Here is a 19446-nt window from a genome sequence, read left to right on the forward strand (position 1 = left end):
AATTTATGGAACGATGCGATGGACCGGATCGAGGAGCTTGCGATCTTCGTCGCAATCGTCGACGCCGGCAGCCTCGCAGGCGCGGCACGGCGTCTGCGCAAGTCGCGCCCGGCCGTGACACGGGCGCTCGCCGGGCTGGAGGAGCGGGTCGGGACGCAATTGATCGCGCGGACGACGCGGCGCCTGACGCCGAACGATGCCGGCCGGGAGCTCGCTACGTCAGCCCGGCGCCTGCTTACCGACTACGAGGCGGCGCTGGGCGTCGCCGCGGCCGAGCCGGTCAGCGGCCTGTTGCGCATCACGGCGCCGCTCTCCTTCGGCCGGCGGCATGTCACGCCGCTGGTCAACGAATTCCTCGATCGCTATCCGCAGGTGCAGGTCGAGCTCGTGCTGGCGGATCGCAATCTCGACCTGATCGAGGAGGATCTGCAACTCGCCGTCCGGATCGGGCCGTTGCCGAATTCCGGCCTGCTGATGCGCAAGGTCGGGGAAGTCCGGCGCATCCTGGTCGCTGCGCCATCCTATCTCGCAGGCTGCCCGCCGCTCAGGCGTCCGGCCGATATCGCTGCGCATGAGACGATCGCGAGCGTCGCCGCCAACCAGACGCTGACCTGGCGCTTCGGCGGGCCGCGTTCAGGCAGCGCCGTCGTGCTGACGCCGCGCCTGATCGTCAACGAGGTGGAATCGGTGCTGATAGCGGCGCGGGCCGGCCGTGGGCTGGCGCGGGTGCTGTCCTATCAGGCTGCGGATGATCTGGCAGCCGGTACGCTGCTGCGCCTGCTTCCGGAATTCGAGCCGGCACCGCTGCCGGTGCAGCTCGTGGTGCCGGGTGGCCGGCAGCCACCGCCCCGCGTGCGCGCCTTCATCGACCATGCGGTGGCGCGGTTGCCCGAACTCGCGCCGATCGGAACCGGTGGAGGCCGCCCCTAGACCGGCAACCGCACCGTCGCGCGCAGGCCGCCAAGCGGCGAGTCGCCGAGCATGATGTCGCCGCCATGGGCGCGGGCGATGTCGCGGGCGATGGCGAGGCCGAGGCCGGTGCCGCCGCCATCGACATTGCGGGCCTCGTCGAGCCGGAAGAAGGGACGGAAGACGTCCTCGCGCTGGTCCGGCGGGATGCCGGGGCCGTCATCGTCGACCATCACGATCAGGTAGCGCGCGTCATGGGTCGCGCGGATCGCGATGCGGTCGCCATAGCGGGCGGCATTGGAGACGAGATTGGTGAGCAGGCGGCGGAAGGCGTCGGGGCGGATCACGACGAGCGGATCGCCGATCACCGTCAGTTCGGTCTGATGGCCCTGCCGCTCGGCATCGGATTTCAGCTCCTCGAGGAGCGAGCGGATATCGGTCTCGACCGCGGTCTCGCCGGCATCGCCGCGGGCGAAGGCGAGATAATCCTCGAGCATGCGGCTCATCTCGTCGACATCCTTTTCCAGCGCCTCGATCTCCCAGGAGCGCTCCATCAGGGCGAGCGAGAGCTTGAAGCGGGTGAGAATGGTGCGCAGGTCGTGGCTGACGCCGTTCAGCATCGTCGTGCGCTCGCCGATCGAGCGCTCGACGCGCCGCTTCATCTCGATGAAGGCATTGCCGGCGCGGCGGACTTCGCGGGCGCCGCGCGGCCGGAAATCGGCGTCGCGGCCTTTGCCGAAGGCTTCCGCCGCATCGGCGAGCTTCAGGATCGGGCGGATCTGGTTGCGCAGGAACAGCACCGCGATGGTCAGCAGGATCAGCGACGTGCCGATCATCCAGAGCAGGAAGATGTGGCTGTTCGAGGCATAGGCCGCGTTGCGCCTTGTCAGGATGCGCATCACGTCCTTGCCCAGCTTGATGCGGATCTCGATCAGGCTGGAGCGGCCGACCGTGTCGAGCCAGAAGGGCCGGGCGACCTGCTGGCTGAGCTCGGTCGAGAGCGCGTTGTCGAGCAGCGAGAAGAATGGGCGCGGTCCCGGCGCCGGCAGGTCGGAATCAGGGATGATGTCGAGGTCCATGCCGAGCCGTTCGGCGGCGATGCGCGACAGCGTCGCGGTGTCGGCGTCCTGCGGATAGCTCTCATAGACATCGATCAGCATGGCGATGTCGGCCGAGACGGCCGAGGAGAGGCGCTGCGTCACCGTCTGCCAGTGCCGCTCCATGAAGACATAGGCGATGACCGATTGCAGCAGCACGACCGGCGCGATGACGATGACGAGGGCGCGGGGATAGAGCCCCTTGGGCATGTAGCGCGCAACGATCTGCAAGGGCCGGCCGATGCGCTTGAAGGTCGGCCGCACGGCCTTGCCGAGGCTTTCGAGCGCCTGCTCCAACCCGGCGAAGACACGGGCCAGCGCGCGCCTGGCCAGGCGCAGCGCCGATGGGCCGTTCCTGCCGGGTTGCAGCGGTGTCACGTCCGGTCCGTCACCAGCCTGTAGCCGACGCCGCGCACCGTCTGGAGATAGAGCGGATCGGTCTGGTCGCGCTCGACCTTGCGGCGCAGGCGGTTCATCTGGACGTCGACTGTGCGGTCATTGGCAGCAGAACCCTGCGCGGCCAGTTCCTCGCGCGGTACGACCTCGCCGGCGCGCTCTGCCAATGCAGTCAGGATCTCGCGCTCGCGCTCGGTCAGGCGGATCGTCTCTTCGCCCTTGCGCAATTCGCCGCGCGCCAGCCCGTAGATGAAGGGCCCGAAGCGGACGAAGTCGGGGCGCGTGCCGGACTGCGCGGCCTCGACGACCAGCGTGCGCTTCAGGATGTTGCCGAGCCTGAGCAGCAATTCGCGCGGCTCGAACGGCTTCGAGAGATAGTCGTCGACGCCGATCTCGAGGCCGTTGATGCGGTCCTTGCCGTCGGCGCGGGCGGTCAGCATCAGGATCGGCACGGCGGAGCCGCCGCGAAAGCGCCGCGCGAAGTCGAAGCCGTTCTCGCCGGGCATCATCACGTCGAGCACGATCGCGTCGAAGACGAGATTGCCCAGCCGCGTATCGGCCTCAGCCGCGTTGGCAGCCGTCGTAACCCGGTAGCCATTGTCACCGAGGAAGCGCCCCAGCAGTTCGCGCAGGCGCCGGTCATCGTCGACGACGAGGACATGCGGGGCCTCGTCGGGCAGGGGCTTGCGGGCCGGCTTCGCCAGGGTCTCGGTTGCGATCATCTCGCGCCTTTCTCCTGCGCCGGTCTCAGGCCGGCGCGCTCGCGGTGCTGGGCTCCCATAGCATAACCCGCGGGGCCGGTCGCCGCTAAGAGAGCCTAAGGCTTGTCGAGAAGGCGTTCCACCTTCGGCCGCTCGGCCGGATCGATCAGAGCGGCGAGATAGCGCGCGGCGATGGCGGCGGTTTCCGGCGTCGCACCTTCGAGCGCGCGGTTGATGCGCTTCGCCTGGAGGCGGACGAGGCGCAGCGCCAGGTCCTGGCCGGAGGCCGTGGTGTGGAGATGGCGCTGGCGCTTGTCCTGCCGGCCGGTGCGCTGCTCGATGTAGCCCTTCTCGACCAGCTCCTTGAGCACGCGATTCAGGCTCTGCTTGGTGATCTGGAGGATGTCGAGCAATTCGGCGATGGTCAGGCCCGGGCGGCGCTGGACGAAGTGCAGCACGCGGTGATGGGCGCGGCCGAATCCGTAATCGGCGAGGATGCGGTCGGGGTCGCCGACGAAGTCGCGATAGGCGAAGAAGAGAAGTTCGATCAGGTCATGCGGCACCGCCTCGGAGGAGGGCCTGAGCGGCAGGTCGTCAGCGTCGGAGGAGGATGGGGCCAAAACGCACTTCCAAAAATTTGGGTCAGCCTTATTGACATATCTCAGACGGAAGATTACCGGTCAAGGGCGCTGAGCGAACGATTATTTCAAAACGTGCCGCTGCAGCGCAGCTTTAGACTTGAGCTTGCGTTCCGGAAACGGCTGTGCCGGAGTTTCGGAAACAAGCCCCCAGGAGAAGGTCCATGTCAGTCATTCCTTTCGACCAGCGCGACGGCGTCATCTGGTTCGACGGCAAGCTCGTGCCGTGGAAGGACGCGAAGATTCACGTACTGACCCATGGGCTCCATTATGGCTCGTGCATCTTCGAGGGCGAGCGCTCCTATGACGGCGTGATCTACAAGAGCACCGAGCATTCGCAGCGCTTCCACAAGTCGGCCGAGATCATGGATTTCACGATCCCCTATTCGGTCGCCGAGCTCGATGCCGCCAAATATCTCTGCCTCAAGGAGAACGGCCTGAAGGACGCCTATCTGCGCCCGGTCGCCTGGCGTGGCTCGGAAATGATGGCGGTGTCCGGCATCAACAACACCATCCACACCGCGATCGCCGTGTGGGAATGGCCGAGCATGTTCGACATGGCGGCGAAGCTGAAGGGCATCCGCCTCGACGTCGCCGATTATCGCCGGCCCGATCCAGCCTGCGCGCCGGTCCATGCCAAGGCTGCGGGCCTCTACATGATCTGCTCGCTGTCGAAGCATAAGGCCGAGCGCGCCGGCTATGCCGACGCGATGATGCTCGACTACGAGGGCAATGTCGCCGAATGCACCGGCGCCAACATCTTCTTCATCAAGGACGGCGTCATCCATACCCCGCTGGCCGATCGCTTCCTGAACGGCCTGACCCGCCAGTCGGTGATCGATCTGTGTCGCCAGCGCGGCTTCGAGGTGGTGGAGCGCCGCATCCGACCGGAAGAGCTCGAAGGCTTCAACGAGTGCTTTATCACCGGCTCCGCCGCCGAAGTGACGCTGGTCTCGGAGATCGGCCCCTACAACTTCATCACCGGCAACATGGGCAAGGTGATCATGGAAGACTATTCGGCGGCGGTGCGCGCGCAGTCGAAGGCTGCGTAAACCACGCTTCTCCCTCTCCCCTTGCGGGAGAGGGTTGGGGTGAGGGGGCGCGCCAGCCTCACCGGAAGCGTTGCGAGACCCCTCATCCGTCAGCGCTGACGCGCTGCCACCTTCTCCCGCAAGGGGAGAAGGAACCTACTTCCCCTTGCTGCGATACAGCGTGATCCAGTCCTCGGGCGAGATGCCGCGGCATTCGCCCATCATGCTGAACTCGGTTTGGACGAAGGCATTGCCGGTCCAGGCATAGCCGCCGGCCGCGCCGCAATCGCCGATGCCGCGCCCCTTGTCGAAGAAGGCGATGTGGCCGGTGCGCGGATCGAAGCTCGCATTGGTCAAGTCGTTGCCGCCATCGGCGAAACTGAGGGGCGCGGCCTTGGCGGGCTCGTTCTCAGGCATGATGAAGAACGACGACGACAGGTTGTAGGCGCCGCGCGAGCAGGCAAGCGCGACCAATACTCGCTTGTTCCCGAGAGCCCAGGCCTCATCTTGTTCGACGAGAGCGGTATCGTCCTCGCAGGAATCGGGATCCTTCTTCTTCAGTTCGGCACGCAGGCTCGCCGCCTGCTGCTTGCCCGCCTTCATGTCGAGCATGGGCGGCGCCGGGACCGCCGCGATCACCGGAAGGGCCGGGGCGGCTGGCACCGCCGTGCTCGTGCCTTTGCGAACCAGCGCCGAGGTGGTGCCAAGCCGGCCCTGCTGCTCGTCGATCCAGAGCATCGCCGCAACCGAGCCGGCGAGCGAGATGCTGCCGGTCAAGCCGGGCGCGGTGACGGTCAGCTTCGTCGCCTTGCGCGCGGCCTCGATCAAGGCTGCCATGTCATCGGGCGAGAAGGTCAGCTTGGCGAGGTCGGCATCGGCGGTGACGGGAAGCGGCTTGCCGTTCGCTGGGAAGTCGGCGCCGTCGAGCTTGATTTGAACCGTCCGAGGCGGTGTCTTCCACTCACCGCGCAGCCTGAGCACGAGGCTGGCCGTCCCTGCGGGGCCGGCGGGACGTTCGAGGCGCAGATAGGCGATCGGATCGGCCGTTTCCGCCGGCAGCGACAGGGCCGTGCAGGTCTTGACGTTGTCGCAGCCGGCCATCCAGTCGCGAAAGGTCTTCGGCTCCGGCGCCGCTGCCAAGGCAAGCGCCGGGATCGTGGCGAGGCCGGCGACGAGAGCCGCTCCCCTCAGGCTGTCAGGGAGCCTGTTCCCAGCGTTTCGTCGCATCGTCGTCATCCGCCTTGGCTTCGACCCAGCCGCCGAACGTGCCGTCGGCGCGGTGCTCGCGCTTCCAGAACGGGGCACGGGTCTTGAGGTAATCCATCATGAAATCGGCGGCCTCGAAGGCGGCGCGGCGATGGGAGGAGGCCGCCAGAACCAGCACGATCTGCTCGCCCGGCTTGACCAGTCCGAAACGATGGATCGCGACGAGGCCGAGCAATGGCCAGCGGTTGGCGGCTTCAGCCGCGACGCGGGCGATCTCGGCCTCGGCCATGCCGGGGTAGTGCTCGAGCTCCAGCGCGGCGAGCGTGCCAGCTTCGTCGCGGCACAGCCCCGTGAAGGAGACGATGGCGCCGATATCGGCGCGGCCGACCGAGAGCGCGTCGATCTCGTCCTGAAGCGCAAAGTCTTCCCGCTGGATGCGGACGAGGGGAGAGATCACGGCCTCAGCCGCCCGTCATCGGCGGGAAGAAGGCGATCTCGCGGGCCTGGCCCAGCGGGGCCTGCGGTTTGGCATGGACATGGTCGAGCGCTGCCCGCACGATTGTCTCATCGACGAAGGCGGCCTCGTAGCCTTCGCCGCGCGCTTTCAGCCAGCGCACGAGATCGGCAACCGTGCCGAGGTCGGCGGGGATGTCGAGCGTTTCCTCGGGCAGACCGACGCGCTCGCGCACCCAGGCGAAATAGACGATGCGGACGGGCCGCGTGCCTGTGGCTGCCGTGGCTGTCGCGGTGCTCATGGCGTGCGCTCGTCCTCTTCGACGAGGTAGCGGATGCCGGCGTTGAAATAGTCCCAGCCGGTATAGATCGTCAGGCCCGCGGCCGCCCAGAGCAGCACGATGCCGATCATGGTGTTGCCGGGCAGGACCTTGTCGCCTGCCGGGCCGGCGATGAGGAAGCCGAGCGCGAAGAGCTGCGCCGTCGTCTTCCATTTGGCGACCCTGCTGACGGGGACGCTGACCTTGAGGTCGGCGAGGAATTCACGCAGGCCCGAGACCAGGATCTCGCGGCAGAGGATCACGATCGCGGCCCAGAGCGTCCAGCCCTGGATCTGGCCGGTATAGACCAGCATCAGCAGCAGGGCGGCGACAAGCAATTTGTCGGCGATCGGGTCGAGCATGCGGCCGATCGCGGATTGCTGGCTCCAGGCGCGGGCGATGTAGCCGTCGAGATAATCGGTGATGGCGGCGAGCGTGTAGATCGCCAGCGCGATCCAGCGCATCCAATCGTCGCGGGGCCAGAACAGAATCGCCACCAGGGCCGGGATCGCCAGGATCCGCCCGTAGGTGAGGAGGTTGGGCAGCGACCAGGGGCCGCGCCGCCTGATGGCGTCAGGAAGAATCGTCACGAGATGCACCAAAGCAAGCCGGCCGTCGCAGCGTCAACACGCAACAGCGTGAATGTGGCAGAACTTTCAAGCATCGTGAAAGAAATCATGTACGGCCTTCGCCGTTGCCGCATTGACGCCGGGGGTCCGCATGAGATCGTCGAGCTTGGCGCGCTGGATCGCCTTCACCGTCCCGAAATGCAGGAGAAGCGCCCGCTTGCGTGACGGCCCGATGCCGGGGATCTCGTCGAGCGGGTTCTTCATCGTCTCGCGCTTGCGCTTGGCGCGGTGGGTGCCGATGGCGAAGCGATGAGCCTCGTCGCGCAGGCGCTGGATGAAATAGAGGGCCGGGTCGCGCGGCTGCAGCTTGAAGGGCTCGCGGCCCTCCATGTGGAAGGTCTCGCGCATGGCATTGCGGTCTTCCCCTTTGGCGATGGCGACGAGCGGGATATCGGCCGCGCCGAGTTCCTTCATGATCTTGAGCGCGGCGGTGAACTGGCCCTTGCCGCCGTCGACGATGACGAGATCCGGACGGGACGGGAAGCCGTCCTCGTCCTTGCGGGGCTTCGCTGCCTTGCGCGGCTTCTTCTGCGGGGCTTCGTTCTGGGGAGTGCCGTCAGGCGCGTCTTGAAGGATGATCGTCGAGGCTACGTTGCCCTCCGGAGCATCCTTCGAGGTGGCCGCGTCGACGGCCTCCTCGGGATGAGGGGCGAGGAAAATGCCTTCCTCCTTCGCAAGCTTCGCGAAACGGCGCGTCAGCACCTCGCGCATCATGCCGAAATCGTCGCCGGCGATGGTGTCGGTCGAGATGTTGAAGGTGCGGTACTGGTTCTTCACGAAGCCTTCCGGCCCGGCGACGATCATGCCGCCGACGGCGTTCGTGCCCATGATGTGGGAGTTGTCGTAGACCTCGACCCGGCGTGGGGCGGTCTCCATGCCGAAGGCGGCGCCGAGCGCGGCGAGCAGCGATTGCTGCCCGGCATTCTCGGCGAGCTTGCGCGAGAGCGCTTCGCGGGCGTTCTTGACGGCATGGGCCATCAGGTCGGCGCGTTCGCCGCGCTTGGGATGGGCGACCTCGACCTTGCGCCCGGCGCGGGCCGAAAGCGCCTGGCCGATCAGTTCGATCTCCTCGACCGGGTGCGAGAGCAATACGAGGCGCGGCGGCGGCTTGTCGTCGTAGAACTGGGCGACGACGGAGGCGAGCACTTCGGCCGGCGTCAGCGAACGGTCGGCCCTTGGGAAGAGGGCGCGGTTGCCCCAGTTCTGGTGGTTGCGGAAGAAGAAGATCTCGACGCAGAAATGCCCGGCCTGCTCGTCGATGGCGAAGACGTCGGCTTCCTCAACGCCTTGCGTATTGATGTCCTGCCCCGCCTGCACGGCCGAGAGCGCGGCGAGCCGGTCGCGGTAGCGCGCCGCCTTCTCGAATTCGAGCTCCTCCGCCGCTTCCTGCATCCGGGCGGACAGCAGTTGCTTCACCGCCGAGGAGCGGCCGGAGAGGAAGTCGCGAGCCTGGCCGGCGAGCGCCTGGTATTCGGGGATCGAGACCTCGCCCGTGCAGGGGCCGGAGCAGCGCTTGATCTGGAAGAGCAGGCAGGGGCGCGTGCGGTTCTCGTAGAAAGAATCCGAGCAGGTGCGGATCAGGAAGGCCTTCTGCAACGCGTCGATGGTGCGCGTCACTGCCCAGACCGAGGCGAAGGGGCCGAAATAATCGCCCTTGCGATGGCGTGAGCCGCGATGCTTCAGGATCGCCGGCGCGTCATGGTCGCCGGTCAGCAGGATGTAGGGGAACGACTTGTCGTCGCGCAGCAGCACGTTGTAGCGCGGCCGGAGCTGCTTGATCAGGTTCGACTCGAGCAGCAGCGCCTCGGTCTCGGTACCCGTGGTGACGAACTCCATGTTCGCCGTCTCGGCGATCATCCGGGCGACGGCGTTGGTATGCGCCATGCCGCGCGCATAGGAGGTCACGCGGTTCTTCAGGCTCTTGGCCTTGCCGACATAGAGCACCTCGCCGGCGCGATCGAACATCCGGTAGACGCCCGGCTTGTTCGGCAGGTGCTTGGCGAATTGCTGGATGATTTCGATGCCGGCCTTGAGCGCGCCGGGCGCCGTCTCGCCGAGATCGAGCGTCGGTTCGGCGGGGAGGGCGTCCTCCTCGTCCTCGAACTCGTCCTGCGGAAGATCGTCCTGGCGTTCGCGACTCATGGTCTGCATGTAGGATGCCGGAACGGCTTCGTCATGTCAGGAGCGGCGGCGATTCAACGCTGAATCAACAGCCGTGTGCTTCTCGGTGAGGGCGATTTCGAGAAGAAGCCACGATGGTTTTTCGAGGTTGTTTTTTGTCTTTGGCGCCGCTCATTTTCGTTTTCCTGAAATCGTCTTTCTGTTTTCGATTTGACATCAGGCCGATGAGCGCCTATCTGTTAAATTCGATTTAGGCCTGATGACTTGGCCATTCGCGCCCTTTGAGCGCGACATGCTGATGATTTTCTTCCTCTGATCGAATTCGCCGCCGCATGTTTTCCATGGGGCTTGGATAAGCATGTTTGCGGGAGGCTCATATGGCTTCTGGTTCTGTCAAGTGGTTCAACGCCACCAAGGGTTTCGGTTTCATTCAGCCTGACGATGGCGGGCAGGACGTTTTCGTCCATATCAGCGCTGTCGAGCGCGCCGGTCTGCGCGATCTGCGCGATGGCCAGAAGATTTCCTACGAGATCGTTCAGGATAAGCGGTCCGGCAAGAGCTCGGCCGACAACCTGCGGGCTGAGTAACCGTTCCGGAGCGGAACGACGACGCTTTGAGGCGACCACGGATGTACCGGCGCCACGACACGAAGTTTCGCACCAAGCGGTGAGTGAAGGGTCGGGACCAACAAGCCCGGCCCTTTGTGCTTTCTGGAAAGGATAACCATGCAAGTTCTCGTCCGGGACAACAATGTCGAGCAGGCGCTGCGCGTCCTGAAGAAGAAGCTGCAGCGCGAAGGCGTGTTTCGCGAGATGAAGCAGCGCCGCGAATTCGAGAAGCCGTCTGAGCGCCGTGCCCGGGAGAAGGCCGAGGCGGTCCGGCGCGCCAAGAAAGCTGCCCGCAAGCAGGCGCAGCGCGAGGGTTTGCTGCCGGCTCCGAAGCGCAAGGTGCCTGTTGGAAGGGGCCGCCCCGGAGCAGGAGCCGGTGCGCCACGTCCGGCCGCCGTCTGATCGACGACGGTCGATCCCGCGCCTGTTAAGTAGGAGTTTCCGATGTCGAGCCGCAACATGAAGCTGGACGAGATCAAGGCGCGAGCGCAGGCGGCGTTCGAGAAGACCGAGCAACGTCGGCAGGAAGCCCTTGTCGCGTGGCAGGCGGTCGAGGACGAAGCGAGCGCGGCCCGGCTCAAGACCGAAAAGCTGCGGGCCCTGCGTCTCGCCCGAGATGCCGAGGAGGCTGCTGCCAAGGAGGCTGCCGCCAGCACTGCCCCGCCGGCAAAGCGTCCACGACGGGTTGCGGCAAAATCGCTCTGACATTTCCCTATTGACGATGCTTCGGACAGGCGGCCATCACCACGGGCCGCCTGTCGGCGTTTCGGCCGGGTTGGCGCGCGTTCGGAGACGGGAGCACGCGTTCGATGAACAGGCTGTTTCCGACATCAGGCTGCATCATCCTGCTCAACGGTGCGTCGAGCAGCGGCAAATCCGCGTTGGCTCGCGCGATCCAGGCGCGGATCAATCCGCCGTTCTGGCACATCTCGATCGACCATCTCCGCGATTCCGGCGTGCTTCCCACGGCGCGGATCAGGAGCGGCAAGTTCGACTGGCGAGCCATGCGGGAAGCCTTCTTCCTCGGCTTCGAACGCTCGCTGCTCGCCTATGTCGAGGCTGGCAACGACCTCATTGTCGAACACATCATGGAAAGTGAGGCCTGGCTGCTCCGGCTCGCCGATACGCTTGCCGGCCATGACGTGTTCTTCGTCGGCGTCCATTGCGCGCTGGAAGAGCTCGAGCGGCGCGAGCGCGAGCGTGGCGACAGGCCGATCGGCGATGCCCGACGCGACTTCCACCGCATTCATTCCTATTGCCTTTACGATATCGAGATCGATGCGATGCAGGACCGGGAGGCCAATGCCGACGCTGTCATCTCCGCGTGGCGGGATCGCTCGCGGCCTTCGGCTTTCGAACGGCTGCGTGAGCGGCGCGATCGGAGCTGAGCGCCGCTGTCCAAAAAGCTCCGCCATGTCGCCGGTGCGCGGGCTCTGCCTTCAAATGCAGAGCGAGGGGACTGCCGTCCTCGCCAGGCCACGCCAATATGAAAGGCATAGGCCCGCGCCACTCATCACCCGAGGATCGAAACCCATGTCCCAGTCCGACAGCGTTCGCATCGTTCTCGCCTCCCGTCCGGAAGGGCGCCCGAGCCCGCAGAATTTCCGGCTGGAGCACGCCGCCATCCCGGCGCCCGCCGAGGGGCAAGTGCTGCTCAAGATCCTCTATCTCTCGCTCGATCCCTATATGCGCGGGCGGATGAGCGCGGCGAAATCCTATGCGGCCGCGACCGAGATCGGGCAGCCCATGGAGGGCGGGACCGTCGGCGAGGTTATCGAGAGCCGCGATCCGGCCTTCAAGCCGGGCGATATCGTCCTCTCCCATTCGGGCTGGCAGTCGCACGCGGTGGCGAATGCCGCACAGTTGCGGAAGCTCGACCCGAAAAGCGCGCCCGTCACCACGGCGCTCGGCGTGCTCGGCATGCCCGGCTTCACCGCCTATGCCGGTCTGCTCACTATCGGCCAGCCCAAGCCGGGCGAGACGGTCGTGGTCGCGGCGGCGAGCGGACCAGTCGGTTCGGCCGTGGGCCAGATCGCACGAATCCAGGGCGCACGGGCCGTGGGCATTGCCGGCGGCCCCGAGAAATGCGCTTTTGTGCGCGACGCCTTCGGCTTCGACGCGGTGATCGACCATCGCGATCCCGATATGGCGGCCAAGCTCTCCGCCGCCTGCCCGGATGGCATCGACGTCTATTTCGAGAATGTCGGCGGCCATGTCTGGGATGCGGTCTTCCCGCTGCTCAACACCTTCGCGCGCATCCCGGTCTGCGGGCTCGTCGCGCAATACAATGCCAGTGGCGAGTTTCCGGGGCCGGACCGGCTGCCGGGCATGATGCGGCAGGTGCTGTCGAAGAGCCTGACGATCCGCGGCTTCATCCAGCGCGAATTCGCGGCCGTTCAGGGACCGACGTTCCGGGAGGAGATGGCGCGCTGGATCGCGGAAGGCGCGGTCAGGTACAAGGAGGACATCGTCGCGGGGCTGGAGAACGCGCCGGAGGCCTTCATCGGCCTGCTGGAGGGCAAGAATTTCGGCAAGCTGATCGTCAGGCTCTGAGCCCGACGCGCCACGCGCCAGCCTTTTTTCTTGACCATTGAGCGGGCGCGCGGCCATCACCATGCGCCCGCCATCGGAAATTCCCATGCCCGTATTCGCCATTCCCTTCCCGATGATCGACCCTGTTGCGGTGCAGCTCGGGCCCTTGGCGATCAAATGGTACGGGCTGGCCTATGTCGTCGGGCTGCTCGGCGGCTGGTGGTATGCACGCCGCCTCGTCGCCTCCGACAAGCTGTGGGGCGGTCGGCCGCGGCCGCAGCCGGCCGAGCTCGACGACATGCTGCTCTTCGTCGCCTTCGGCGTCGTGCTGGGCGGGCGGATCGGCTTCGTGCTGTTCTACGACCTGCCGCGCTATCTGGCGCGGCCCCAGGATATCCTGGCGATCTGGCAGGGCGGCATGTCGTTTCATGGCGGGCTGATCGGCGCGACGCTGGGCCTGTGGCTCTTCGCGAGGCGGCTGAAGCTGCCGGCGCTGTCGGTGTTCGATCTCGCTGCCGCGGTGGTGCCGATCGGGCTCATGCTCGGGCGCATCGCCAATTTCATCAATGGCGAGCTCTGGGGCCGGCCGGCGCCCGACTTCCCCTATGCCATGGTGTTCCCGAATGGCGGGCCGCTGCCGCGCCATCCGAGCCAGCTCTACGAGGCCTTCACTGAGGGGCTCCTGCTCTTCGTGCTGGTGAACCTGCTGGTCCGTTTCGGCGGCTTCCGGCGACCGGGCCTTGTCGCGGGCGTCTTCGGCATGGGCTATGCGGTCGCCCGCACGGTTTGCGAATTCTTCCGCGAGCCTGATCCGCAGCTCGGCTTTCTGTTCGGCACATCGGTCGACGCGCTCTCGGGCGGCATCACCATGGGCATGCTGCTCTCGCTGCCGGTGTTCTTCGCCGGTCTCTGGCTGGTGCTGCGCAGCCGGCGCGGGATGCCCGGCGGGGCGCGGGTGTGACCAAGCTCAAGGCCGAGATCATCGATCTGATCCGGCTGGAAGGCCCGATCGGGATCGGCCGCTACATGGCGCTGGCGCTCGGCCATCCCCGCCATGGCTACTACATGACGCGCGATCCCCTGGGGGCCGAGGGCGATTTCACCACGGCGCCCGAGATCAGCCAGATGTTCGGCGAACTGATCGGGCTCTGGGCGGCCCATGCCTGGCAGGCGATGGGGGCGCCGGCGCGTTTCCGGCTTGTCGAGCTTGGGCCGGGGCGCGGCACGCTGATGGCCGACATGCTCAGGGCGACGCGGATCGTGCCGGGATTCCAGCACGCCCTTTCGGTGCATCTCGTCGAGACTAGCCCGGTGCTGCGTGCGCGGCAGGCGGCGGCGCTGAAGGGTTTCGAGCCAGTCTGGCATGACACCGTCGCGGGTGCGCTCGACGGCCCTGTGATCGCAATCGCCAACGAGTTCCTCGACGCCCTGCCGCTCGACCAGTTCGTGATGACGCCGGAGGGCTGGCGTGAGCGATTGGTCGGGCTTGGCGACAACGGCGATCTCGCCTTCGGTTTGTCCGCTGCGGGCGAGAACGAGCTGAAGATCGTCGCGCCTGTCGGCCATGTGTTCGAGCAGCCATCGATCGCCCTCGACATCGTCGCGCAACTCGCCGGCCACATTTCTTCGGCGGGCGGGGCGGCGCTGTTCATCGATTACGGATCGGTGCGTTCGGGCTTTGGCGACACGCTGCAGGCGATGAAGCGGCATGACTTCGTCGCGCCGCTGGCTGAGCCCGGCGAGGCGGACCTGACCGTCCATGTCGATTTCGAAAGGATGGGCGAGGCGGCGCTCAAGGCGGGCGCGGCTGTGTACGGGCCGGCGACACAGCGGGATTTCCTGCTGGCGCTGGGGCTGCCGCAGCGGGCGCAGGCCTTGTCCCTCAAGGCGAAGCCAGATCAGCGCGCCGCGATTTCCGCCGCCTTCGACCGCTTGATCGCAACGGGCGAGACCGGCATGGGGGATTTGTTCAAGGTTATCGCGCTATCGCAGCGGAGCCTGCCGCCCCTGCCCGGATTTGACCTTCATCGGCTGCCAGATCAGGGCTGAACGCGAGCGGAGCCGTTCGCGGCCTTGTGCCACTATTATTTCATCGCATTTTCTTTACGCGAACCGGTGTCCACTTCGCTCGAAAATGCTCCAGCCGGACGACGCCCATGTTCATTACCGCCCGCGAACTCGCCGGAGAAGCCGGCATCCGTCACGCCTTCTTCACCCGCGAGGGCGGCGTCTCGACCGGCATCTACGCTTCGCTGAACGGCGGGCTCGGCTCCTCCGACGATCCAGCGGCGATCACCGAGAACCGGGCCCGGATGGCGCGCCATCTCTCCGTCGATCCCGAGAAGCTGATCAGCCTCTATCAGGTCCATTCCGCCGATGTGGAAGTCGTGACCGGTCCCTGGCCGGGCGAGCGGCCCAAGGCCGACGCGATGGTCACCACCGCCTCGCATGTCGCGCTCGGCGTCTCCACCGCCGATTGCGGACCGATTCTCTTCGCTGATGGCGAGGCGCGCGTGATCGGCGCCGCCCATTCCGGCTGGAAGGGCGCCTTCACCGGCATCGTCGGCGCGACGGTGACGGCGATGGAGAAGCTCGGCGCTCGCCGGGAACGCATCACCGCGGTGCTCGGCCCGACGATCAGCGCCAAGGCCTATGAGGTCGGGCCGGAATTCATCGAGCGCTTCAAGGCCGAGAACCGGACCTATTCGCGCTTCTTCGTCCCCTCCGAGCGCCCGGCACGCGCGATGTTCGACCTGCCGGCCTTTATCGGGCTCAAGGCGCAGGAGGCGGGAATCGGCCGCTTCGTCGACATGGGCCTGTGCACTTATGGCGACGAAAAGCGCTTCTTCAGCTATCGGCGCACCACGCATCGCGGCGAGCCCGATTACGGCCGCCTGATCGCGGCGATCGTGCTCGACTGAACGAATAGCGGTTGATGGAGTGGTGCGGCGGCTTGTCGCACTGCCCCTGCCGATGCATCGTCCCGTTTGCCGGGGGAATGCATCGCTTCCTCGCGGGCGCTCGTCCTCAGGCGATGCATTGAGATGCGGGAGCCGAGATGGAACAGATCCTGATGAACCTGATCGCCGGGGCGATCGGCGGCAATGCGGCCGGCAAGGCCAGCCCGAGCTTCGATCTCGGTACGATAGGCAACACGATCTCCGGTCTCGTCGGCGGCGGCGTGCTCGGGCAACTGATCCCGATCCTGCTGCCGGCGATCAGCGCGGCGGCGCAGGGCGGCAATCTCAGCGTCGGCGGCATCCTGACCAACCTGATCGCGGGCGGTGCCGGCGGCGCGATCCTGACCGCGATCATCGGGGCGGTGAAGAACAAGGCGGCCTGAACCAGTCGTCCCCGGTTCCATGAAAGCCCCGGCTCCTTGCGGAGCCGGGCTGTGTACGATGCAGGGCCGCGATCTTGCGCGATGGCTTCGGTGGCGGCGATGCTCGCCCTGCCGGAAAACACCGCGAGGAAGCCTTGTCCCGCTCGATCACCTATTACTTCTCACTGCATTCGCCCTGGACCTATCTCGGCAATGCGGCCTTTCACGAGATCGCCCGCCGCCACGGCTGCGGGATCGACTACCGGCCGATGCCGTTGCGGTCCGTCTTCGACGAGACGGGCGGCTTGCCGCTGCCGAAGCGCCATCCGGTGAGGCAGCGCTATCGGCTGCTCGATCTCCAGCGCTGGCGGGCGGCGCGCGGCCTGCCGCTCGTGCTGCAGCCGAAGCATTTTCCCTTCGATCCGTCGCTGGCCGATCGGATGACGATCGCGATCCTCGCCCGGGGCGGCGATCCCTTCGCCTTCATCAGTGACGTGATGGCCGGCTTGTGGGCGCGCGACGAGGACATGAGTCGGCCCGAGGCATTGCTGGCTTGTGCGGCGCGGGCGGGCTTCGACGGGGCGGCGCTGCTCGATGCGGCCGAAGGTTCTTCGGTCAGGCTCCGATATGAGGAGGCGCTCGGCGAGGCCGTAAAGGCCGGCGTCTTCGGGGCACCGAGCTATGTGCTCGATGGTGAGGTGTTCTGGGGGCAGGATCGGCTTGACCTGCTGGATTCGGCGCTTGCCAGCGGCCGTGGGCCCTATCGCGCAGAAGGCGCCGTCTGACGATCAGCCGATGATGTCGGGCGTGCGCCAGCCGAGATGCTGGCCGGCATCGACGGCGATCATCTGGCCGGTCACGGAGTTGGCGCGAGCAAGGTAGAGTACCGCTTCGGCAATTTCTTCCGGCACGACCCTGTGCCCGAGCAGGGTCCCTGCGGCTTCCTGCTCCAACCGGTCCACGCCGTCATAACTGTTGGGAAAGGTCGGGCCGGGGCCGACGGCGTTGACGCGGATGCGCGGGGCCAGCGCCTGCGCCAGCGTTCGGGTCGCCGTGAGCAGGGCCGCCTTGGTCAGGGTGTAGGAGTAATATTGCGGCGTCAGCTTCCACACGCGCTGGTCGACTATGTTGACGACGGCGCCTTTCGCATCGGCGGGGAGCCGTTCGGCCATGATGCCGATCAGTTGGGACGGCGCGCGCAGGTTGATCGAGAACTGACGGTTCCAGGTGGCGATGTCGAGCGAGCGGACGTCGTCGGCAACGAAGCTTGCCGCATTGTTGACCAGAAGCGTGACCGGGCCGAGCGCTTCCTCCGCTGCCGGAATCAGGGTCGCCACCTCGGCCGGGTCGACGAGGTCGGCGCCGAGCAGACAGGCCCTGGCGCCGGCTGCTTCGAGTTTCCTGGATAAGGCCTCGGCGTCTTCGCGGCTGCCGCCGTGATGGATCGCGACCGCATAGCCGGCATCCGCGAGCTTCTCGACGATGGCGCGGCCGATTCGCCTGGCGCCGCCCGTGACCAGCGCGACCTCAGTCATTGCGGCCATCGCGATTCGCGGGAGGCGTGGCGGCCTGGGACGAGGCGCGCCGTTGCAGGCGGCGTTCCCAATGCTTGGCGACCCGCAGATAACGGTAGAAGGCGTAGTTCATCGCGGTCATGAAGCCATAGATGCCACGCAGCGCGTGGCGACGCCCGATATAAGCCTTGATAAAATTGGCGGGAAACTCGGCGACCAGCCGAAAGACCGAGAGCGTGCCACCGCGAGCGTCGAGATCATCGGCCTGCGCGTCGCTATAGGCATTGAGCTTGTCCATCTGTTCTCCGAGCGAACGCACAGAGAAGTGATGTACTGTTCCACGCAGGCGGCCGACGCTGGCATCGGGAGCTAGATCGACACGATCATGCACCGGGGAGGGCGAATAGCGGCCCTTGCTCTTGCGATAGAGCCGCACGGGCGCGAGCGCGTAGGCAAATCGATGTGGTGCGCCTTCGCCGGGAAAGATCTCGGCGATTCTCACCCTGTAGGCGTCCTTCGCGGGGGCGCAGGCGGAGAAAAGCGCGGCGATTTCCGCGGCAAGATCGGGCGGAATCACTTCGTCGGCATCGAGGTTGAGCAGCCAGTCATGGCGGCATTGCTCCTCGGCGAAGCGCTTCTGCTGGCCATAGCCCGGCCAGGCATTGAAAATGACGCGGGCACCGAGCGATTCGGCCAAGGCTTGCGTGCCGTCGGTCGAACCGGAATCGACGACCACGACGTCATCGCTCAGCCCGCGCGCGGCTTCGATGGTCCGGCCGATCCGGTCCGCCTCATTCTGGGCGATGATGAAAATCGAAAGAGGTGGCACTGTCTTCTTGGATTCCTGCTTGCCTCAAGGCTTAAGCACGGTCGCGCCGGAGCGGCAAGGCAGGTCAAAAAAGCCGCAATCTGCTCGGGAACCTTGGGAAAGCTCCGGCGTTTTCAGGCGGGCACGCGTTCTTGCGTTCGTAGGCTGCGGAGATGCTGTTAGTATTCAATTTACCGTATTGGCTAACCGCAGTTTGGTTAACTCAATTTTACCTGTTTGCGTTCAGTTATCGCATTCGTGCCGCATTTCTGCCGCGGTCTGCAAGGCAGATGTGCTTCCGATGCAACAGACAAAGCCGGCTCCCGGTCTTATAACGGGTCCATCGAAATCAACCGCCGGGTTTTCCGGCGATAGCGACGACTAAGGAGTTTGTCATGAAGAAGTATCTGCTTGCGAGCGTTGCCGCGCTCGGTCTCGTCGCCGCTGGCGCCGCTTCGGCCGCTGACCTGCCGTCCCGCAAGGGCCCGGTCGCGGCTCCGGTTTACGTTCCGGCCTTCACCTGGACCGGCTTCTACGTCGGTGCCAACGCCGGCTACGGCTGGGGCAACGTGAACACCAACGGTGGCTTCGCCATCACCAACACCGGTGACCTCAACGGCTTCGTCGGCGGTGGTCAGGTTGGCTACAACTATCAGATGGGCCAGTTCGTCGTCGGTCTCGAAGCCGATATCCAGGGTGCTGACCTCAGCACCGGCAACACCTTCGCTGGCCTGCGCGTCAAGACCGACTATTTCGGCACGGTTCGTGGCCGCGTCGGCGTCGCCTTCGACCGGTTCATGCCCTACATCACCGGTGGTTGGGCTTACGGCAACGTGAAGACCTCGTTCCCGGGCGTCTTCGCCGTCTCGTCGGATAACAGCCACACCGGCGGCTGGGCTCTCGGCGGCGGTCTTGAGTATGCCTTCACCAACAACATCATCGCCGGCGTCGAGTACCTCTACGTCGACCTGGGCGACAAGCGCATCCTGAACACCGGCACCAAGATCGGCACCGACTTCTCGGTCGTCCGCGCCCGCCTCAGCTACAAGTTCTGATCCTCTCCCTCCGGAGACAGAACGGACCCGGTGGCTTCGGCCACCGGGTTTTTTCTGGTCTGGACGGCGACGACTTCTGCGAACGCAGATACGAAAACGCCGGCGA

Annotated in this window: 23 protein-coding genes; 13 read left to right on the plus strand and 10 right to left on the minus strand. The window is 66.0% G+C overall.

Going from position 1 to position 19446, the window contains the following annotated elements:
* Positions 1-18: 18 nt before the first annotated feature.
* Entirely contained in the window at positions 19-930 is a 912-nt protein-coding gene (locus Q0Q02_RS01255) for a LysR family transcriptional regulator (RefSeq protein ID WP_293806229.1), read from the plus strand.
* Here the strand turns inward: Q0Q02_RS01255 and Q0Q02_RS01260 are convergent.
* The 3 genes from Q0Q02_RS01260 to Q0Q02_RS01270 form a co-directional block, all read right to left on the minus strand.
* A complete protein-coding gene (locus Q0Q02_RS01260; RefSeq protein WP_293806268.1) occupies positions 927-2270 on the minus strand; it encodes an ATP-binding protein in 1344 nt (447 codons plus the stop codon). The two genes, Q0Q02_RS01255 and Q0Q02_RS01260, sit on opposite strands and share 4 nt — an antisense overlap.
* A 110-nt stretch (positions 2271-2380) precedes the next feature.
* Positions 2381-3124 (minus strand): response regulator transcription factor, encoded by a 744-nt coding sequence (locus Q0Q02_RS01265; protein WP_293806230.1) that lies wholly within the window; start codon positions 3122-3124, stop codon positions 2381-2383.
* Between the two features lie 95 nt (positions 3125-3219).
* Positions 3220-3693, minus strand: a complete 474-nt coding sequence (locus Q0Q02_RS01270) for a MarR family transcriptional regulator (RefSeq protein WP_293806269.1) — start codon at positions 3691-3693, stop codon at positions 3220-3222.
* A gap of 212 nt (positions 3694-3905) precedes the next feature.
* Between Q0Q02_RS01270 and Q0Q02_RS01275 the strand changes: the two genes are divergently transcribed.
* The gene (locus tag Q0Q02_RS01275; RefSeq protein WP_293806231.1) at positions 3906-4793 is read left to right on the plus strand and encodes a branched-chain amino acid aminotransferase; all 888 of its coding nucleotides are present in this window, start codon (positions 3906-3908) and stop codon (positions 4791-4793) included.
* Positions 4794-4928: 135 nt separating this feature from the next.
* Here the strand turns inward: Q0Q02_RS01275 and Q0Q02_RS01280 are convergent, their stop codons facing one another.
* From Q0Q02_RS01280 to uvrC, 5 genes are all read right to left on the minus strand, one after another.
* Positions 4929-5999: a DUF1176 domain-containing protein gene (locus tag Q0Q02_RS01280; protein ID WP_293806232.1), complete on the minus strand. Its 1071-nt coding sequence runs from the start codon at positions 5997-5999 to the stop codon at positions 4929-4931.
* Positions 5968-6435, minus strand: coding sequence for a molybdenum cofactor biosynthesis protein MoaE (locus Q0Q02_RS01285; RefSeq protein WP_293806233.1), 468 nt, complete (start codon positions 6433-6435; stop codon positions 5968-5970). Before Q0Q02_RS01285 ends, Q0Q02_RS01280 begins: the two co-directional genes overlap by 32 nt.
* Positions 6436-6439: 4 nt before the next feature.
* A complete protein-coding gene (gene moaD / locus Q0Q02_RS01290) occupies positions 6440-6733 on the minus strand; it encodes a molybdopterin converting factor subunit 1 (RefSeq protein ID WP_293806234.1) in 294 nt (97 codons plus the stop codon).
* Positions 6730-7341, minus strand: a complete 612-nt coding sequence (gene pgsA, locus Q0Q02_RS01295; protein ID WP_293806235.1) for a CDP-diacylglycerol--glycerol-3-phosphate 3-phosphatidyltransferase — start codon at positions 7339-7341, stop codon at positions 6730-6732. Before pgsA ends, moaD begins: the two co-directional genes overlap by 4 nt.
* A gap of 66 nt (positions 7342-7407) precedes the next feature.
* Entirely contained in the window at positions 7408-9522 is a 2115-nt protein-coding gene (uvrC, locus tag Q0Q02_RS01300) for an excinuclease ABC subunit UvrC (protein WP_293806236.1), read from the minus strand.
* A 356-nt stretch (positions 9523-9878) separates the two neighbouring features.
* Between uvrC and Q0Q02_RS01305 the strand changes: the two genes are divergently transcribed.
* The 10 genes from Q0Q02_RS01305 (at position 9879) to Q0Q02_RS01350 (ending at position 16748) form a co-directional block, all read left to right on the plus strand.
* Entirely contained in the window at positions 9879-10088 is a 210-nt protein-coding gene (locus Q0Q02_RS01305; protein ID WP_293806237.1) for a cold-shock protein, read from the plus strand.
* Between the two features lie 138 nt (positions 10089-10226).
* The gene (gene rpsU / locus Q0Q02_RS01310; RefSeq protein WP_293806238.1) at positions 10227-10511 is read left to right on the plus strand and encodes a 30S ribosomal protein S21; all 285 of its coding nucleotides are present in this window, start codon (positions 10227-10229) and stop codon (positions 10509-10511) included.
* Between the two features lie 57 nt (positions 10512-10568).
* Positions 10569-10814, plus strand: coding sequence for a hypothetical protein (locus Q0Q02_RS01315; RefSeq protein WP_293806239.1), 246 nt, complete (start codon positions 10569-10571; stop codon positions 10812-10814).
* Positions 10815-10918: 104 nt separating this feature from the next.
* Complete coding sequence (locus Q0Q02_RS01320) at positions 10919-11497, plus strand: chloramphenicol phosphotransferase (RefSeq protein WP_293806240.1); 579 nt, start codon at positions 10919-10921, stop codon at positions 11495-11497.
* 145 nt (positions 11498-11642) lie between these two features.
* The gene (locus Q0Q02_RS01325) at positions 11643-12662 is read left to right on the plus strand and encodes an NADP-dependent oxidoreductase (RefSeq protein WP_293806241.1); all 1020 of its coding nucleotides are present in this window, start codon (positions 11643-11645) and stop codon (positions 12660-12662) included.
* A gap of 79 nt (positions 12663-12741) precedes the next feature.
* On the plus strand, positions 12742-13602 hold the full coding sequence (gene lgt, locus Q0Q02_RS01330) for a prolipoprotein diacylglyceryl transferase (protein WP_293806270.1): 861 nt from the start codon (positions 12742-12744) through the stop codon (positions 13600-13602).
* Positions 13599-14690 (plus strand): SAM-dependent methyltransferase, encoded by a 1092-nt coding sequence (locus tag Q0Q02_RS01335; protein WP_293806242.1) that lies wholly within the window; start codon positions 13599-13601, stop codon positions 14688-14690. Before lgt ends, Q0Q02_RS01335 begins: the two co-directional genes overlap by 4 nt.
* A gap of 107 nt (positions 14691-14797) precedes the next feature.
* Positions 14798-15562: a peptidoglycan editing factor PgeF gene (pgeF, locus tag Q0Q02_RS01340; protein ID WP_293806243.1), complete on the plus strand. Its 765-nt coding sequence runs from the start codon at positions 14798-14800 to the stop codon at positions 15560-15562.
* A gap of 137 nt (positions 15563-15699) precedes the next feature.
* Positions 15700-15984, plus strand: coding sequence for a hypothetical protein (locus Q0Q02_RS01345; protein ID WP_293806244.1), 285 nt, complete (start codon positions 15700-15702; stop codon positions 15982-15984).
* Between the two features lie 134 nt (positions 15985-16118).
* Positions 16119-16748, plus strand: a complete 630-nt coding sequence (locus tag Q0Q02_RS01350) for a 2-hydroxychromene-2-carboxylate isomerase (RefSeq protein WP_293806245.1) — start codon at positions 16119-16121, stop codon at positions 16746-16748.
* Positions 16749-16751: 3 nt separating this feature from the next.
* Here Q0Q02_RS01350 and Q0Q02_RS01355 read toward each other — a convergent pair whose 3' ends face one another.
* Together Q0Q02_RS01355 and Q0Q02_RS01360 are read right to left on the minus strand one after the other, a co-directional pair.
* A complete protein-coding gene (locus Q0Q02_RS01355; protein ID WP_293806246.1) occupies positions 16752-17507 on the minus strand; it encodes an SDR family oxidoreductase in 756 nt (251 codons plus the stop codon).
* Complete coding sequence (locus Q0Q02_RS01360) at positions 17491-18306, minus strand: glycosyltransferase family 2 protein (RefSeq protein WP_293806247.1); 816 nt, start codon at positions 18304-18306, stop codon at positions 17491-17493. The genes Q0Q02_RS01355 and Q0Q02_RS01360 overlap by 17 nt, the downstream gene beginning before the upstream one ends.
* A 374-nt stretch (positions 18307-18680) precedes the next feature.
* On the opposite strand from Q0Q02_RS01360, the gene Q0Q02_RS01365 reads away from it, so the two are divergent.
* The gene (locus Q0Q02_RS01365) at positions 18681-19340 is read left to right on the plus strand and encodes a porin family protein (protein WP_293806248.1); all 660 of its coding nucleotides are present in this window, start codon (positions 18681-18683) and stop codon (positions 19338-19340) included.
* The last annotated feature ends 106 nt before the right edge of the window (positions 19341-19446 follow it).

Source organism: uncultured Allobosea sp. (assembly GCF_945956895.1).
Lineage (GTDB): Bacteria > Pseudomonadota > Alphaproteobacteria > Rhizobiales > Beijerinckiaceae > Allobosea.